The organism is Lachnoanaerobaculum sanguinis, from assembly GCF_033242365.1.
GTDB lineage: Bacteria > Bacillota > Clostridia > Lachnospirales > Lachnospiraceae > Lachnoanaerobaculum > Lachnoanaerobaculum sanguinis.
The window spans coordinates 48,701-65,663 of sequence record NZ_BTHK01000016.1 but is presented as its reverse complement, the minus strand read 5'-3'; the positions used below and the strand labels follow the sequence as shown (position 1 = coordinate 65,663).

Below are 16,963 nucleotides of genomic sequence, written 5' to 3'. Positions count from 1 at the left end.
TAAAAAACTGGTTGGTTTTAGTAACCTTGATGCCCTCTATTTAACCAAAGCTGAAGTCGACAATTTCTTTCAAAACTGCATGCTCTTGGATACCTAGAGTACTAGGTTTTGAGAGAAACGACGGAAGTCAGGTAACATATTTACACTCCATTAAAATACAAAACTGTTCTTATAATATCACTAAACAGTACTAATTGCAAGCCGGATTTTATTACTCAATCCTTACACTGCTGTCACTGTTGCTTTCTTTCTCAGTCTGTGATGACTCTTTGTTTCCTGTGACCTTTACCTTAGCACTGTTACTTACCCATATACTCGGCAAAATTTCATAAGAATATTTTACAGAGTAGTCACCTGTTTTACTTGTATCCACATTGGACTCAACCTTTATTTTACTTCTGTCAATCTCTGTAATCTCATCATCATTTTGAATCTTTGCGGTTACCAGATTGTCAAAGTTTTTCCACTCACTGCCAACTGTAATCTCAAGGTCTTTACAGTCAAGAATCTTTTGAAACTCTACATATACCTTTGAAAGCAAGTGATTATACTTATCCTTTTTACCAAGATGTAATTCAAGTCCTTCGTCGTATATATGCTTTTTTTCTCCGACTATAAAGCTGTATTTATTCTGTAATGAACCGTTTTTTATAAGGAGAGAATATCCTCTGTCATTTACAAGGCTCTGGAAATCCTTTGTATTGACACTGATATAGCTGTAATCATTTACAAACGCATCTTTCTTTTCATCTGTAGTAAACATTGAACAGAATGCCGCATTGGCTCCCGGAAGCTTTTCAATTATATCATTCGGCAATATATCATAGCTTTCCTCATCACGCCTTACTATACCTACTGTTTTTCCGTTTAAAAAATCCTCCGCCCTGTCACTTCCATGGCAGGTTGCTATGCTCATATTAAGTTCTTTCTTGATAGGATATCTGTAATCCAATTTGAAAGCAAAGATATTATTTGTATTAACTTCTTCAATAGTCTTCAAATCATCCACAAAATCATCTTTTTTTTCTATTACCATTCTTTGCTCTATGATTTCCATAGGTAAAATGCCTTCAAATTTTTGACCTGCGGCTAATTTCCCATCTATCTTTACAGAATTAACCTTATTAAAATCCACCTTTTTTCCGGACTTTCTTTCAGTCTCTGTGACAGTCTTTCCGTCAGTCTCATACTTTATATCAACGCCTGATAAATCTCCGGTAAAAATATCAAGACTTGAGTTTATAAGTCTAAGCTCAGACACACTGCCCTCTGTTTTAGAAGGCAGTTTTATATCAAAACTTATATCTCTTTCCACATCGGAACTGTTTTCAACATTTGCACTTAGACAGAGATTACTGTAAATATCCATATCCAGTATATCCGCAAAATTTTTCATAGTGCTTCTTCTATTGTCGTTCTCGCTTACGGAAATCAAAGACATAGCATTGGAACCATATTCGGTTTCTCCACTCAGATTATTAAGTACTCTAAGTCTGAATGATGTCTTAACTCCGTTATCATTGCTTTCATAATCCGGATTTATAGGATTTTTAAAGATAGCCTCTCTTCCTTCTCCATAAGCTCTGGTGTCATCTCCGATTAGCGCAGAAGTGAGCAATATAACTGAAAACACAAAAAGACAAAAGTACCTGATGAAAGCTTTACTTTTCTTTTTCCTTCCTCTACTTCTAACCATATCCATCTCTCACTTTTCTAAAACAAAGCACATATCTATCAAAGATTATCCCACAGCTTAATTTAAACTAGGATCTTATTTTGATATTCTTTTCCTCAAGCTTCTTTAATATCTTATCCATTACTTCATTTACATCAGTATCAAGAAGAGTTCTTTCTTTATTTCTGAATGTAAGTGAATAAGCCACAGATTTAAATCCTGCCTCTATCTGATCACCCTCGTAGATATCAAACAAATTAAAGGATTCAAGATTGCTTCCGCCGTTTTCTGAAATAATATCCTCTATTTCACCTACAAGAATATTTCTTGGAACTACTAAAGAAATATCCCTTGAAATCGCAGGGTATTTTGCTATTCCTGTATATTTGATATCAAAGTTTACAAAAGGAATTACATTCGGCAAATCAAGCACCGCAATATAGGTCTTCTCACCCAGCTTATAGTTATCACACACAATCGGATGCACTTCACCCAAATATCCGAGACGTACACCGTCAAGTACTATATCAGCCTTTCTTCCGGGGTGTAAGAACTCTTCCTTACAACTTGGATCATAGTGAAGCTTGCCGACAATTCCTATTGTATATAAAAATTCCTCTACCACACCCTTCATATCAAAGAAGTTTTCCTTACCGTAGAACCCAAGTACAAACTGCATTCTCTCGTCAGGCAATTCCTTTAAAGGAAGCTCCTTTGGAATATAGATATTTGCAAGTTCAAATAAATGCACATCCTTATTTCTTCTGTTGTAATTTGTTGAAAGGGAATTAAGTATACCGTTTACAGCCTGAGTTCTCATCATTCTGAAATCCTCACCTAAAGGATTTGTGATCTCTATTGCTTTTCTGTAATGGCTATCTTTTGATAATCCAAGCTTGTCAAAAACCTTTGCACTCTCAAATGAATAGTTCATAGCCTCTGAGAATCCCAAGAACTTTGCCACTTCTCTTGCAAGTTCTTCTATCTCAAGCTTCATGCTGATACCGCCTATAGTAGCACTTGATTTCGGCAATGTTGTAGGTATCTTATCGTATCCGAAAAATCTTGCAACTTCCTCAGCAAGGTCTGCCATGAAGTGAATATCCTGTCTAAATGTAGGAGCCACAATCTCGTCAGTCTCTTTATCGTATTTTAACTCAATTCTATCAAAGATTTCAAGCATATCTTCCTTTGATATGGAAGTTCCAAGTAATTTATTGATTCTTTCAGGCTCAAAAGCTACTCTTGACTCTACCGCCTTTACAGGATAGATATCAATTGTTCCGCCTACTACTTCTCCTGCCCTAAGTTCTTCCACCAAGGAACATGCTCTCATCATAGCATCATAAGTATTATTAGGATCAAGTCCCTTTTCAAACTTTCCTGATGAATCTGTACGAAGTCCTATTCTCTTTGATGAAAGTCTGATATTTGTACCGTCAAAAGTAGCACATTCAAATATCATTGTACTTACATCATCTGTAATCTTTGAGTTCTCACCACCCATGATTCCGGCAATAGCTACAGCTTTTTTAGCGTCATTTATCATTAAAATATTGCTGTCAAGCTTTCTTACCACTCCGTCAAGAGTTTCAAACTCATCTCCGTCCTTTGCTCTGTCTACAACTATTTTTTGTCCTTCAATAAGATTGTAATCAAAGGCATGCATAGGCTGACCGTACTCCGCCATAACATAGTTTGTAATATCGACTATATTATTTATCGGTCTGATTCCCACTGCACGAAGTCTCTCCTGCATCCAAGCCGGTGACGGTGCAAGCTTTATATTTTTAACAACTCTTGCAACATATCTCTTGCAAAGAGTCTCATCCTTTACTTCCACAGATAAATAATCATTTACATTCTCATTATTTCCTGTTGTTTTTACCTGCGGCATAACAAATTTTTTCTTGAATGTAGCCGCAGCCTCTCTTGCAATTCCTATTACTCCATAGCAGTCCACTCTGTTTGATGTAATTTCATACTCAAATACGGTATCTCTAAGTCCCAAAAGTTCTATAGCATCGCTACCGACTTTCGCATCCTTTGGCAAGATATATATTCCGTTTTCAGGTGCATCGGGGAAATAGTTCTTATCTTGACCAAGCTCGTCAATAGAGCACATCATACCGAATGACTCAACTCCACGAAGCTTACCCTTCTTTATTTTGATACCGTTTTCAGGCAACGGACTTCCGTCATGTCCGCCTGCAACTTTTCCGCCGTCCAAAACTACAGGCACCTTATCACCAACCGAAACATTAGGTGCTCCTGTAACTATCTGTATTTTTTCGTTTCCGACATCCACCTGACAAATGATAAGCTTGTCGGCATCAGGATGCTTTTCTATTGAAAGTATCTCACCAACTACTATTTTTTCAAGATTTTTATCCAGTTCTTTATAACCCTCTACCTTTGTTCCGGTAAGAGTCATTGCATCTGTATATTCACTTGGAGTCACATCCAAGTCAGGCACATAGGCCTTTATCCATGATAATGCTGTATCCATTCTTCACCTCTGTTATTTACTGTAAATATAATATTTTGTACAAGCTTTATTAGAATTGCTTTAAGAATCTGATATCATTCTCGTATAAAAGTCTCATATCATCGATTTCATACTTCAATAGAGCTATTCTCTCAAGTCCTATACCGAATGCAAAACCGTTATATTCATTCTTATCTACACCACACATATCAAATACATGAGGATGAACCATTCCGCAACCGAGGATCTCTATCCAGCCGCTGCCTTTACAGAATCTGCATCCGCTTCCATGACATTTAAAACATGTCACATCCATCTCGGCACTTGGCTCTGTGAATGGGAAGTGGTGAGGTCTGAACTTAACCTTTGTTTCTTCACCGAAAAGCTTTTTGGCGAATACTTCAAGTGTTCCCTTAAGATCGGCAAATGTAATATCCTTATCTACAATAAGTCCCTCTATCTGGTTAAAAGTAGGTGAATGAGTAGCATCCACTTCATCTGAACGATAAACTCTTCCGGGGCTTATCATCTTTATAGGAAGCTTTCCTGTTTCCATTGTTCTTGCCTGTACAGGTGATGTCTGTGTACGAAGCACTATATCCTTTGTAATATAGAATGTATCCTGTTCATCCTTTGCCGGGTGATCCTCAGGGATATTCAATTTTGTAAAGTTATATTCGTCAAACTCTATCTCAGGTCCTTCCACAACCTCATATCCCATGCTTGTAAAGATTTTTTCAACCTCATGTAATGCAATAATATTTGGGTGGCTGTGACCGAACTCTCTCTTGTTTGCAGGCAGTGTAACATCTATTGTCTCTGCCTTTAATCTGGCCTCAAGTGCAAGCTTTGCAAGCTCACTTCCGACATTATTTAATGTATTTTCAATAGCTTCTCTTGCTTCATTTACTACCTTACCGAATTCCGCTCTCTCTTCCGGAGCTACATTCTTCATATTTTTAAGAAGTGCGGTAAGCTCTCCCTTTTTACCAAGATATGCTACCTTAAGCTCATTTAATCTTTCTTTATTTTCTGCACTGTTTATCTTTTCTAAAGCTTCTTTTTGAAGTTTCTCTATTATGTCCAGCATTTTTTCTCCTTATTTAATGAATAGTCATGCCCCATATCAGTTTAAACTAATATGGGGCAAGGCAAAAGTCCTATCTATAGATAATATCATCTCTACCCGGTCCATTGCTTACCAACTTTACAGGTACTTCAAGTTCTTTTTCTATAAACTCAATATACTTCCTACAATTCTCAGGCAATTCCTCATACTTCTTTATACCTCTGATATCACAATTCCATCCCGGAAGATATTCATATACAGGTTTTGCAATCTTTAATTTATTTGTTGTAGGGAAGTCCTTGGTTATCTCACCATTTATATCATAGCCTACACATACAGGTATCTCTTTTAGATATCCCAGTACATCAAGTACTGTAAGTGCGACCTCTGTAGTACCCTGAATTCTTACACCGTATCTGGATGCTACAGCATCAAACCATCCCATTCTTCTGGGTCTTCCTGTGGTAGCACCGAACTCACCACCGTCTCCACCTCTTCTTCTAAGTTCATCTGCAGCAGCCTCATCCTCTATTTCACTGACGAATTCTCCCGCACCTACCGCTGATGAGTAGGCCTTAACCACTGTTGTAATTTCCTTTATCTCATATGGAGCAATACCTGCTCCTATAGCACCGTATGCAGCTAATGTGGAAGATGATGTAACCATAGGATAGATTCCGTGGTCAGGATCCTTTAGTGAGCCCAGCTGACCCTCAAGGAGAATATTCTTTCCTTCTTTTATAGCCTTGTAAAGATATGCACTCACATCACATACAAAAGGTTTAACCATATCTCTGTACTCATGAAGTGTATTCATAAGTTCTGTTTTATCAAGCTCAGGCATATTGTAAAGGTGCTTGAACATAACATTTTTTAATGTACAGATTTTTTCAACCTTTTCTTCCAATATTTCGTCGTCAAAAAGCTCACTTACCTGTATTCCGATTTTTGCAAACTTATCTGAATAAAAAGGAGCTATTCCGGACTTGGTAGAGCCATATGCCTTTCCGGCAAGTCTTGCCTCCTCATAGGTATCCTGTAAAATATGATATGGCATCAGAAGTTGTGCTCTGTCTGAAACCAAAATCTTAGGTCTCGGCACACCTTTTTCAACCAACTCATTTATCTCTTTAACAAGATATGGAATATTAAGTGCAACACCGTTTCCTATAATGCTTGTTGTATGATCATAAAATACTCCTGACGGCAACAGATGCAAAGCAAATTTACCGTAATTGTTTATAATTGTATGACCTGCATTGCTGCCACCCTGAAAACGAATAATAATATCCGCCTTAGCCGCAAGCATATCCGTGATTTTGCCCTTACCTTCGTCGCCCCAGTTGGCGCCTACAATAGCTCTTACCATTTAATTCTCCTTACACATTTATATCAGCCTTTAATCCCAGAATATCTTTATTTTCATCTAAGATAGGCTTGATAATTCTTTTTATAAAATCTTCCACCTGAACACTGCTTCTTCCGATATATTTTTCAGGCTTCATAGACTCTTTCAATTCTTCCTTTGAAAGATTGAACATAGGATCATTTGCAATCAAATCAAGCAGATTGTTTTCTTCTCCAAGTTCCTTTACATTTCTTCCGGCAATCATTGAAAGCTCTCTGATTCTTTCATGCAGCTCCTGTCTGTCTCCACCGGCTTTTACTGCATCCATCATTATATTCTCTGTAGCCATAAAAGGCAATTCTGACATCAAATGTTTTTCTATAACTTTTGGATATACTACCAATCCGTCCACCACATTCAAATATAAATCAAGTATACCGTCTATGCTTAAAAAGCCTTCAGGTATTGAAAGTCTCTTATTTGCGGAATCGTCAAGTGTCCTTTCAAACCACTGAGTGGATGCCACCATCATAGGATTCATAACATCACTCATTACATAATTTGCCAAGGATGCAATCCTCTCGCTTCGCATCGGATTTCTCTTATACGCCATAGCTGATGAACCTATCTGCGACTTTTCAAAAGGCTCTTCAATCTCTTTTAAATGCTGTAAAAGTCTGATATCATTTGAGAACTTATGTGCCGAAGCGGCAATACCTGCAAGCACATTTAATACCTTGATATCCACTTTTCTTGAGTATGTCTGCCCTGAAACAGGATAACACTCCTTAAATCCCATCTTATTTGCAATCATAGGATCTATTTTATTTATCTTCTCATCATCTCCGTCAAAAAGCTCCACAAAAGAGGCTTGAGTACCTGTAGTACCCTTACAGCCCAAAAGCTTCAAATTATCAAGAGTATAATTTACATCCTCGTAATCAAGCAAAAGCTCATTTATCCAAAGTGTAGCCCTCTTTCCTACCGTGGTAGGCTGTGCCGGTTGGAAATGAGTAAATGCCAAAGTAGGCAGATCCTTATATTTTAAAGCAAACTTTGAAAGCTCATTGATTACATTTACAAGCTTTTCTTTTACCAGCTCCAAGGCTTCCTTCATTATGATAATATCCGTATTATCGCCCACATAACAGCTGGTTGCCCCAAGATGGATAATTCCCTTTGCCTTTGGACATTGTACTCCGTAAGCGTATACATGACTCATTACATCATGTCTTACTTCCTTTTCCCTTTCCTTTGCCACATCAAAGTTTATATCATCCTGAAATTTCTTTAATTCTTCTATCTGTTCATCAGTAATATTCAGGCCGAGCTCTTTTTCCGTCTCTGCAAGAGCAATCCAAAGTTTTCTCCAGGTTTTAAACTTTTTGTCCTGCGAAAAAATATACTGCATCTTTGCACTTGCATATCTTTCTGAAAGCGGACTAATATATCTATCTTTCAAGCCTTCCTCCTATTGTATACCAAGTCTTTTAAATACTTCGGCGTAGGCATCTTCCACTCCGCCCAAATCTCTTCTGAATCTGTCCTTATCCAGTTTTTCATGGGTTTGTTTATCCCATAATCTGCAGGTATCAGGTGATATCTCATCAGCAAGGATAATATCTCCCTTATATCTGCCGAATTCTATTTTAAAATCTATCAGGTCTATTCCAAGACCGTCAAAATAATCAATCAGTGTTTCATTTACTTTGAAAGCGTATGAGGCAATCTTGTCAATCTCATCCTGAGTTGCAAGATCAAGCGCCAATGCATAATAACCGTTTATAAAAGGATCTCCAAGATCGTCATCTTTATAGGAGAATTCCAGAGTAGGAGTTTTTAGCTTGATTCCCTCTTCCATACCGAGCTTTTTGGCAAAGCTTCCTGCAGAGTAATTTCTCACTATTACCTCAAGCGGTACTATCTTTACAGCTTTTACAGCAGTCTCTCTGTCGTTAAGCTCTTCGATATAATGAGTAGGAACTCCCTTCTTTTCCAATAGTTTAAACAAATGATTTGTCATACGATTATTAATCGCACCTTTTCCCACTATTGTTCCTTTTTTCTCTCCGTTAAATGCTGTGGCATCATCTTTATAAGAAACTATGAGCACATCAGGGTCCGCAGTCTTAAATACTTTCTTGGCTTTTCCTTCATACAGTTGCTCCAACTTCTCCATTGTACACCTCCATTTGCTTTCAAAATCTACAATATCCCTCTGTCCACCGATAAAACAAAGCGGGCAGATACCACGGTTGTATTATATACCACTATAAAGGATGTGGCAATATATTAGAAAAAAAAGGATATCTCTATTCACCCGAGAGCAAATAGAAATATCCTCTAAAACGGAGTATGCTATTTTATTTTAAGGAATAATCCCGACTTAATAAGCACCGGTCTGAGTGCAGCATAAAGTATTACTATCAATACGGTACTTACTATTGCATTTATAAGAGTTGTACCTGCCGCCCATGTAGCCATGATCTTTGCGGCATCCGCCTGAACTCCCAAAATATATACCTTATACAAATATCCCACTATAGGATCGAATATAACATTAAATCCTAATCCACAGATTGAAGATATTGCAGTCCACTTCATAATGTATTTTGTATCATGATTTTCTGTAATATGAGCAATTTTATGTGCCACAAAGCCTGCGATAAGTCCGATGCAAAGCTTTAATATAAATGTTTTAGGTGCGGAAGTAATATATACCGGATCTAAAATATCGGCTATGGTCATTCCAAGGCTTCCCGCTATACCGCCATATACTCCTCCAAGCAATATCGCCGCAATAACACAAAAAGCGTTTCCGATATGTAATGCCGTCATATCGCCTGATATTGTAGGAATCGGTATCTTTAAATATGTGAAGCTCACATAACATAATGCCGCCATAAGTGCTGTTGCTACAAGTTTAAAAACCGTACTGTCTTTTGTTCTTTCCATGATCTTTCCTCCATCATTTTGGGCTGATATCAGTATATAAAAATAGTGGTATGATTAAAATATCCAGTTTAAATAGTTTTAATCATACCACTTATATTATTTGAATATATTTTTAATTTTTTTATTTTAATTATTATTCCAAATTCAGTTTGTATCTGAGTATGCGATAGCTTATTAAATAGGCAATTACAGCTATTATTATATTCTTTGTACTGATTAAAATCATTGTAATAACACTATATATACTTGGACTATGTATAAAAGGCCCGTATACAATTGCTTTTGTTATCACTTCTATTATTGCGTCAACAGCATTAAATACTCTGTTCATAACTATAAATATTATTACACTCATCAGGATTTTATTTGAATTAAACAGCTGCCCGATTGAAACTGCTAAAAATAAAAGCAATGTATTGAAAACTGTTTGTATAATTGCAAACAAACAGCCAAAGACTATTCCAAGTACAATTCCCATACCGGTTAACATTGTAAAATCACCCAGTACTGCACCTTTAAATCTTGCTATATAAAGCATCAAATCTCCAAATCCGTCTGTTACCAATATATATCCACCCAATATGATACTTGCTGATACAACAACCATCAGCGTTACAATTGTTTGTACTACTACCGCCGGTATTACCTTACCCAAAATAATCTCATGTTTCTTTAAAGGCAATGTATTTGTAAAATATCCTACACCTGAATACATGGTTTTATAAAACCTGACTCCTATATATATATTCATACCTATTCCTGTGACAATCAATATAACTACGTATAAAATAAAAGTTATATACGCCAAAAAAATCGATAATATACCTTCCGCCGAGTCATTAATTCCGAAAACCAACATCGGAACTATTACTACACAGAAAATTATTCCCGTAATAACCGCAAGTGCTATTGCTGTGAGTAAAAGTGCAGATTTCAATTGCTTAAATTCATATTTTATCAATTTACGAGACATTAAATACCTCCCTGAAATATTCATCTATAGAACAGCCTTTTTCATTTCTTATCTTTTCCGCCGCATCATATAGTACGATTTCTCCGTCTTTTATAAATACGACTTCATCAATTATCCTTTCCACCTCGGGAGTAAGAATTGTAGATATCAAAACAGTAGCATTCCTATTGTAGTTGCTTAAAATTATTTTCAATATATAATCCCTTGCATCATTGTCTACATCTAAGAAAGGTTCGTCCAAAACGTAGAGCTTTGCATTTCTACTCATAATAAGTATAGCTTGCAACTTTCTTCTGTTTTCTTTTGACAAAGCTTTTATCTTGAATTTATCCGGAATCTTTAAATCATTAAACATTTCGTAGGCTTTGTCTTTGGAGAAATCCTCATAAAAATCGGCATGCATAGATATTGTATCTTTTATAGTCATATTTTCCTCAAGAAAAATTTTATCCGGAAGATACGCAACATAGGATTTTGTTATTTCATTCGGTTCAACTCCGTCAATACTCACTACGCCCTCAGTCTGATTTAATACGCCTGTAATTATCTTTATTAAGGTAGTTCTGCCTCCACCCTTCGGACCGAACAGTCCGACAATTTTTCCGGCCGGTATATTCAGGTTTATATTATTCAGTGCCTGTTTAATTCCATATTTTTTACTGACAGCCTTTAAACTAAGTAAATCAAGCATTTTTATCATCCTCCATCTTCTGTATATTCTTAAGTATTTCCTCTTTTGAAAATCCCATATTAACCATATTTAAAAAATATTCCGTGGTATATTCTTTTGCCAGTTCTTCTTTGCTTTGCTTAATTATTTCTAAATTAGTTGTAACTTCACGGCCTGTATTTCTTATAGTGTCTACCAGTCCCTCTCTTTCAAGCTCCGCATACGCCCTTTGGACAGTATTGGGATTTACATTCAATACATTTGAAAGCTCTCTTACGCTCAAAAGCTTATCTCCACATCCTATCTCACCTGAAAATATCTGCATTCTTATATAATCAATAATCTGCAAATACACGGCTCTGTCGGATTTCACCTTCCATTCCATATACTCCCCTTCCGTTTATTGTACTGCCTCTTTAATACACTATAAGAATAACCAAATTTTTAATATTTGTAAATGAACTTTTTATTAATAATGATTTACATTAATTCTTTGGCCAAATTATCCTGCTCCTTTTTCCTTTTTAGTCCTATTTTTACAATGATATAGCTTAGAATGTAATATATTATTATCAATACGGTATTTTTTAATATTGATGCCGTTGTTCGTACATAGCATGTAATCTCACCTAGTCTAATATCCCTCAGCTCTTTCGGGTAACTGCGAATTACTCTCATAATCAAAGGTTCTGTAAACGACTCGGCAAAAAGCAAAAAACATATAGCCGGAAAAAGAATTAACGCAATCACACCACCTCTTTTTTTAAATAACTTTCCTATAGAAACACATAACCACAAAAGCAATGTAGTGGCAAAAATTGCGACAAGTTTGGCCATAAAAATCTCAAATGCAAGACTCCCCGTTCCGTAACTTCCATTATAAATATCCAAAAAAGCAATCTCTGAATAACCCACTATATCACCAAAAGAAATTCCATATCCATAGCCATATCTTATTGCATCGAGTCCACCCATTATTCTTTCTGTCGCTACAAGCAATGCAACTCTTATCAATATCTGAAATATTGCCATAGGAATAAATTTACTTAAAATAAGTTTATTTGCAGATACCACATTTGCAGAATACATATTTCTGTAAAAAATATCGCCTCCCAGTATATACAAACATAATGCTGCTAAAGGGTATAGAAACTGCAAAAACATATTAATAATACCGGTGATAAAATGCCATAGTACAATTGCTCCGGTGCTCTTTACTCCTATAATTAAAAATATAAGATGCGTAATAAAGCAAATGATTCCTGTAATTATAGCTATTGATAACAATGTATATTTTAACGGTCCCATTAATTGCTTAAATTCACTCTTTATCATCTCGGTAAACATAGTATTCTCCTGTAGGCATTTGCTCTCTGTATTTATTATACTATATCATATTAAAAAGTATAATAAAAAACAGACTTTCAAAATGAAAATCTGCTTTATATTATCTAATCTCTGCTCTCAACCACCAATAAGTCTCCGCTAAAAGCGGCTTCCAACTTATCATCTTTAATCTCATTACTTATATAAAGGCTTGGAGTAGCTATATTGTCAATTATTCTGTTTTTTATGGGATACTTAACTCCCTCAAGTTTCTCCATAAAGTTTTTTCCTTCAAGTGAAAAAAAGCTTATGTATTTTCCCCAAAGTTTCTCTCTTTCCAATGTGAAATGATTTGATATGACATATATTTTATTATATCTGTCATATATGGTTATATCCGCTCCAAGTTTTTTATACTTTTGTAGTATCAAAATATTGGCAAAAGCATGATCAAACCTCTTTCCGAGAGCCCCAAAAACTGCTATGTTTTTTATACCGTCTTTTACAGCCCTGTCAACAGCAAGTTCGCTGTCTGAAAAATCCTTTATAGGATCATGCTTTACTATCTCAACATTCAGGTTTTCATATTTTTTCAGCCTCTCCTCATCAGAGAGTGTATCAAAATCTCCGACCATTATATGGGGGGTTACATTTATTTTTTCAAGCTTTGTAATTGCAGCATCCACACTGATAATAACATCTTCTTTATTTTCGGCTATATAATTTTCCAATAATGATAAGTCAATATCTCCGCCGGTAACAATTATTGCATTCATTTACAATATCTATACCTCTCCAAGTGCATCATTTAAAGCTTTTATATTCTTTAAAATATCACCTTTAAACACTGAAGAACCTGCCACAAACTCATCGACTCCGGCATCTGAAAGAGCTTTTATATTATCTACACCTACTCCTCCGTCCACCTGTATCAACAGTTTAGGATTTTTCTTTTCTCTCATTTTTGAGAGTTCTCTTATCTTATCCAAACTGTAGGGAATAAATTTTTGACCCCCGAATCCCGGATTTACACTCATTATAAGTACCATATCTACTTCGGAAACGATATTTTCCAAGAGTGAAACAGGGGTTGCCGGATTTATGGATATACCGCTTCTAAGTCCCAGTGACTTTATTTGTGATATAGTTCTGTCTATATGCTTGCAAGCCTCAAAATGTATAGTTATACCGTCGGCTCCGCTATTATAAAAATCTTCAATATATCTCTCGGGATTTTCTACCATCATATGTACATCAAAGAAAAAATCCACGGACTTTCTTAACGAACTTATAACAGGCATTCCGAATGAAATACTCGGTACAAACATTCCGTCCATTACATCAAGATGTAATACTTCTATATTTCCTTCTTTTAAAAGCTTCATCTGTGATGATAAATCAAAGAAATCAGCTGCAAGTAATGATGGTGCAATATTCTTTTTCAATACTTTCTCCTTTCAGAAAGCTCTTCATACATTTTTTTATAGCTTTGATACCTTGATTCACCTATCAGGTTTTCTTCTAAAGCCTGCTTTACGGCACAATCCGGTTCGTTTATATGCATGCAGCCTGCAAATCTGCACTTACCCTCATATTCTTCAAACTCATGGAAGTGAAACCTGAGCTCCTCCTTATCAAATGCAGGTGACTCCACACTTGTAAATCCCGGAGTATCAAATACAAAGGTATCACTGTCAATCATAAAAAGTTCGGAATGTCTTGTAGTATGTCTTCCTCTTTCTATTTTTCTGCTGACGGTATTTGTATCCATATTTGCTTTCGGTGCAAGTATATTTGTTATAGAGGACTTTCCCACTCCCGATGCTCCGGCAAGTACACTTACCTCACCTTTAAGAGCCTCTTTTAAATCTTCAAGTCCGTTTTCTTCAAAGGTTGAAGCTATAATATTTTTAAATCCCGCATCAGTATATATTTTTGCATATTTTAAGGCTTTATCCATGTTAAGATCAGTCTTGTTCCAGCATATCTCCACCTTTATACCGGCATTTGACATATTTATCAGATATTTATCCAAATAGTAAAATGCAGGCGAAGGTGATTCCACCGCCAAAACAAGCACAACTTTATCTATATTGGCTACTGCAGGTCTTATCAGGGCATTTTTTCTTTTATGTATCTTTACAATATTCCCTTCAAAATCTTTTGTATCCGTGATTTCAAAGTCTACATTGTCACCTACCAAAGGCTTTACGCCTAATTTTCTGAAAATGCCCTTTGCCTTGCATTCAAAAATCTGGCCTTTTCTTTCTCCTTCATCAAGGATTATACAATAATAAAAACCTGCAATACCCTTTATTATCTTTGCAAAATAAATTTTGCTCATATCTTCTTTACTCAACTCTAAAGAACTCCACTGTATATGATTTCATTACCTCACCACTGTCTACATTTACGATTTCCACCTGTCCCTGGTCTACACCGTTGGCTCCTACAATTGTTCTGAATCTTACCGGAAGTATGGTGTCACCTGTAACGGTTCTTGCTTCCATCAATGTGGAATATACATCACTTCCGTTTACAGTCTGCTTAAGTCTTATCATGACCTTTACACTTGTAAATCCCGAACTCGGTCCTATAACATCCTGCAATGAGTAATTCGTATCTATTGATGCCACATATCTGTAGCTTGCGGCTGTGGTTGCAGGCGCAACCGTGGCCTTTGTAGTCTGTGCCTGCTCTGAACTCTCACTTTGTGATTCGCTTGACTCGTCCACACCTGTACTTACAGCATAGTCGATACTTGTACCGCTGTCCACACTTGAGCCTGCCGCTATCGACTGTCCGGCTATAATTCCTGCCGCTATACTTTGACTGTTTTGTTCAGCTCTTGTTCCAAGTACAAGTCCGTTGCTCTCAAGTAAAGCTTTTGCATCCGCTTCACTCATATTTATAATATTAGGCACAATAACCTTTGTCACCTTCTTGCCGCTACTGACAATCAGAGTAATTCTGTCACCGTTTTTAGGCTTTGTCGGGCTGTAGGATATTACCTTTCCCTTTTCAATAGTATCGGAATTCTCCTCTTTTGATTCTACTGAAAAACCGTTTTCCTTTAAAAGAGCCTCTGCCGCCTCCTTAGTCTTTCCTGCAATACCGAGCTTTGTTATATCCACCGTATCGGAGCCGAGACTTATTACGACACTTACCTTTGAATACTTTGAAACCACCTCATCGGCCTTAGGATCCTGTGAAATAACATTTCCCTTTTCTACAGTATCCGAATATTCACTTGATTTTACCTGCATCTGAAGATTGTTGTCTGAAAGCTTCTTGTCGGCCATCTTCTCTGAAAGTCCCACTACATCAGGCATTACAGTCTGTGTGGAGTCAAGCGTACTTTGAGAAGTATCACTCTTTTTACCTCCGAATACTCCGGTAAATCTTCCGACAAAGAATACTAAAAGTATAACTATGATTACAGCTACAATGACTCCGACAATGGACATGATTCTGTCCATCTTTTCATCTTCCTCATCATAATCATCGTCATCATTATCAACTTCATCATTGTCATATTCTTCATCTTCCATATCATCTATAGGCTCTACCTGATTTAAAACTGCAGTATCCTCAGACTTTATTACCTTTGTAGCTCCTGTAAGTGCATACGGCTCATCCGGATTTAGCAATACATTTTCCAAATCATCCAAAACTTCAGTGATATTTTGATATCTGTTTGCCGGATCCTTCTTTGTACACTTTAATATAACTCTTTCCAGATTTGCGGATATCTGATTATTATATATATGCGGAGGTGTTATAGCCTGCTCAAGATGTGCCAGAGCTATTGAAACAGTGGAATCTCCTGTAAAAGGGACTCTTCCTGTAAACATCTCATACATTGTGATACCCAAAGAATAGATATCACTCCTTGCATCGCATCTTCCGCCTCTGGCCTGTTCCGGCGAAATATAATGCACAGAACCTATAGCATTCGCATTTAATGTCTGCTCCGATACCGCTCTTGCTATACCGAAATCCGCAACCTTTATTTTGCTTTCATCCGTTATAAGTATATTTTGAGGCTTTATATCTCTATGCACTATATGCTGTGCATGGGCCGGCTTAAGAGCCTTTGCCACCTGTATGGCAATGCTTACACCCTCTGTAATATCCAGCTTACCCTTTATTTTTATATATTCTTTCAGAGTGATACCGTCTACAAGCTCCATAACTATAAAATGATACTTGCCCTCATCCACAACATCGTAGATATTAACAATATTCTCTCCTAAAAGTCCTGCAGCCGCCTGAGCTTCTCTTTTAAATTTTTCTACGAACTCGGCATCCGAGCAAAATTCTTCCTTTAAAACTTTTATTGCTACAGCTCTGCCAAGCTTTAAATCCTTGGCTCTGAATACATTTGACATGCCTCCCGAGCCTATTTTTTCTATAATTTCATATCTTCCTTGCAAAACAACTGATTCAAGATTCATAA

The 16,963-nt window shown here is 36.5% G+C and carries 15 protein-coding genes; all 15 read right to left on the bottom strand.

All coding sequences use genetic code 11. The annotated features are described in order from the left end of the window. Positions 1 to 211 precede the first annotated feature (211 nt). The 15 genes from SBH76_RS10700 to pknB all read right to left on the bottom strand — a co-directional run bounded on the left by SBH76_RS10700 (position 212) and on the right by pknB (position 16,961). A complete protein-coding gene (locus tag SBH76_RS10700) occupies positions 212 to 1,696 on the bottom strand; it encodes a bacterial Ig-like domain-containing protein (RefSeq protein WP_317977797.1) in 1,485 nt (494 codons plus the stop codon). 67 nt (positions 1,697 to 1,763) lie between these two features. Further along, positions 1,764 to 4,184, bottom strand: a complete 2,421-nt coding sequence (gene pheT, locus SBH76_RS10695; protein WP_317977796.1) for a phenylalanine--tRNA ligase subunit beta — start codon at positions 4,182 to 4,184, stop codon at positions 1,764 to 1,766. Positions 4,185 to 4,233: 49 nt separating this feature from the next. After that, positions 4,234 to 5,253 (bottom strand): phenylalanine--tRNA ligase subunit alpha, encoded by a 1,020-nt coding sequence (gene pheS, locus SBH76_RS10690; RefSeq protein ID WP_007591033.1) that lies wholly within the window; start codon positions 5,251 to 5,253, stop codon positions 4,234 to 4,236. A 70-nt stretch (positions 5,254 to 5,323) separates the two neighbouring features. Further along, positions 5,324 to 6,601, bottom strand: a complete 1,278-nt coding sequence (locus SBH76_RS10685; RefSeq protein WP_009662752.1) for an adenylosuccinate synthase — start codon at positions 6,599 to 6,601, stop codon at positions 5,324 to 5,326. Positions 6,602 to 6,611: 10 nt separating this feature from the next. Then, a complete protein-coding gene (gene purB, locus SBH76_RS10680) occupies positions 6,612 to 8,042 on the bottom strand; it encodes an adenylosuccinate lyase (protein ID WP_317977795.1) in 1,431 nt (476 codons plus the stop codon). Positions 8,043 to 8,051: 9 nt separating this feature from the next. Beyond that, on the bottom strand, positions 8,052 to 8,759 hold the full coding sequence (purC, locus tag SBH76_RS10675; protein ID WP_007591028.1) for a phosphoribosylaminoimidazolesuccinocarboxamide synthase: 708 nt from the start codon (positions 8,757 to 8,759) through the stop codon (positions 8,052 to 8,054). 179 nt (positions 8,760 to 8,938) lie between these two features. Then, entirely contained in the window at positions 8,939 to 9,535 is a 597-nt protein-coding gene (locus SBH76_RS10670; RefSeq protein WP_007591025.1) for an ECF transporter S component, read from the bottom strand. A gap of 133 nt (positions 9,536 to 9,668) precedes the next feature. Continuing rightward, positions 9,669 to 10,508 (bottom strand): hypothetical protein, encoded by an 840-nt coding sequence (locus SBH76_RS10665; RefSeq protein WP_317977794.1) that lies wholly within the window; start codon positions 10,506 to 10,508, stop codon positions 9,669 to 9,671. After that, positions 10,498 to 11,199 (bottom strand): ATP-binding cassette domain-containing protein, encoded by a 702-nt coding sequence (locus SBH76_RS10660; RefSeq protein WP_317977793.1) that lies wholly within the window; start codon positions 11,197 to 11,199, stop codon positions 10,498 to 10,500. Before SBH76_RS10660 ends, SBH76_RS10665 begins: the two co-directional genes overlap by 11 nt. After that, complete coding sequence (locus tag SBH76_RS10655; protein ID WP_317977792.1) at positions 11,192 to 11,563, bottom strand: GntR family transcriptional regulator; 372 nt, start codon at positions 11,561 to 11,563, stop codon at positions 11,192 to 11,194. The genes SBH76_RS10660 and SBH76_RS10655 overlap by 8 nt, the downstream gene beginning before the upstream one ends. 95 nt (positions 11,564 to 11,658) lie before the next feature. Next, positions 11,659 to 12,525 (bottom strand): hypothetical protein, encoded by an 867-nt coding sequence (locus SBH76_RS10650; protein ID WP_317977791.1) that lies wholly within the window; start codon positions 12,523 to 12,525, stop codon positions 11,659 to 11,661. A 104-nt stretch (positions 12,526 to 12,629) separates the two neighbouring features. Next, on the bottom strand, positions 12,630 to 13,280 hold the full coding sequence (locus tag SBH76_RS10645) for a thiamine diphosphokinase (protein ID WP_317977790.1): 651 nt from the start codon (positions 13,278 to 13,280) through the stop codon (positions 12,630 to 12,632). A 9-nt stretch (positions 13,281 to 13,289) separates the two neighbouring features. Next, positions 13,290 to 13,949, bottom strand: coding sequence for a ribulose-phosphate 3-epimerase (rpe, locus tag SBH76_RS10640; RefSeq protein WP_007591010.1), 660 nt, complete (start codon positions 13,947 to 13,949; stop codon positions 13,290 to 13,292). Next, positions 13,946 to 14,848 carry a ribosome small subunit-dependent GTPase A gene (gene rsgA, locus SBH76_RS10635; RefSeq protein ID WP_007591009.1) on the bottom strand — a complete coding sequence of 301 codons (903 nt, stop codon included), beginning with the start codon at positions 14,846 to 14,848 and terminating at the stop codon, positions 13,946 to 13,948. The genes rpe and rsgA overlap by 4 nt, the downstream gene beginning before the upstream one ends. Before the next feature lie 7 nt (positions 14,849 to 14,855). After that, a complete protein-coding gene (pknB, locus tag SBH76_RS10630) occupies positions 14,856 to 16,961 on the bottom strand; it encodes a Stk1 family PASTA domain-containing Ser/Thr kinase (RefSeq protein WP_317977789.1) in 2,106 nt (701 codons plus the stop codon). Between the last annotated feature and the right edge of the window lie 2 nt (positions 16,962 to 16,963).

Excerpts from the sequence above, each read along its gene's own strand:
- SBH76_RS10700 (WP_317977797.1), bottom strand. The coding sequence starts at position 1,696 with ATGGTTAGAAGTAGAGGAAGGAAAAAGAAAAGTAAAGCTTTCATCAGG.
- pheT (WP_317977796.1), bottom strand. The coding sequence starts at position 4,184 with ATGGATACAGCATTATCATGGATAAAGGCCTATGTGCCTGACTTGGAT.
- pheS (WP_007591033.1), bottom strand. The coding sequence starts at position 5,253 with ATGCTGGACATAATAGAGAAACTTCAAAAAGAAGCTTTAGAAAAGATA.
- SBH76_RS10685 (WP_009662752.1), bottom strand. The coding sequence starts at position 6,601 with ATGGTAAGAGCTATTGTAGGCGCCAACTGGGGCGACGAAGGTAAGGGC.
- purC (WP_007591028.1), bottom strand. The coding sequence starts at position 8,759 with ATGGAGAAGTTGGAGCAACTGTATGAAGGAAAAGCCAAGAAAGTATTT.
- SBH76_RS10670 (WP_007591025.1), bottom strand. The coding sequence starts at position 9,535 with ATGGAAAGAACAAAAGACAGTACGGTTTTTAAACTTGTAGCAACAGCA.
- SBH76_RS10665 (WP_317977794.1), bottom strand. The coding sequence starts at position 10,508 with ATGTCTCGTAAATTGATAAAATATGAATTTAAGCAATTGAAATCTGCA.
- SBH76_RS10660 (WP_317977793.1), bottom strand. The coding sequence starts at position 11,199 with ATGCTTGATTTACTTAGTTTAAAGGCTGTCAGTAAAAAATATGGAATT.
- SBH76_RS10655 (WP_317977792.1), bottom strand. The coding sequence starts at position 11,563 with ATGGAATGGAAGGTGAAATCCGACAGAGCCGTGTATTTGCAGATTATT.
- SBH76_RS10650 (WP_317977791.1), bottom strand. The coding sequence starts at position 12,525 with ATGTTTACCGAGATGATAAAGAGTGAATTTAAGCAATTAATGGGACCG.
- SBH76_RS10645 (WP_317977790.1), bottom strand. The coding sequence starts at position 13,280 with ATGAATGCAATAATTGTTACCGGCGGAGATATTGACTTATCATTATTG.
- rsgA (WP_007591009.1), bottom strand. The coding sequence starts at position 14,848 with ATGAGCAAAATTTATTTTGCAAAGATAATAAAGGGTATTGCAGGTTTT.
- pknB (WP_317977789.1), bottom strand. The coding sequence starts at position 16,961 with ATGAATCTTGAATCAGTTGTTTTGCAAGGAAGATATGAAATTATAGAA.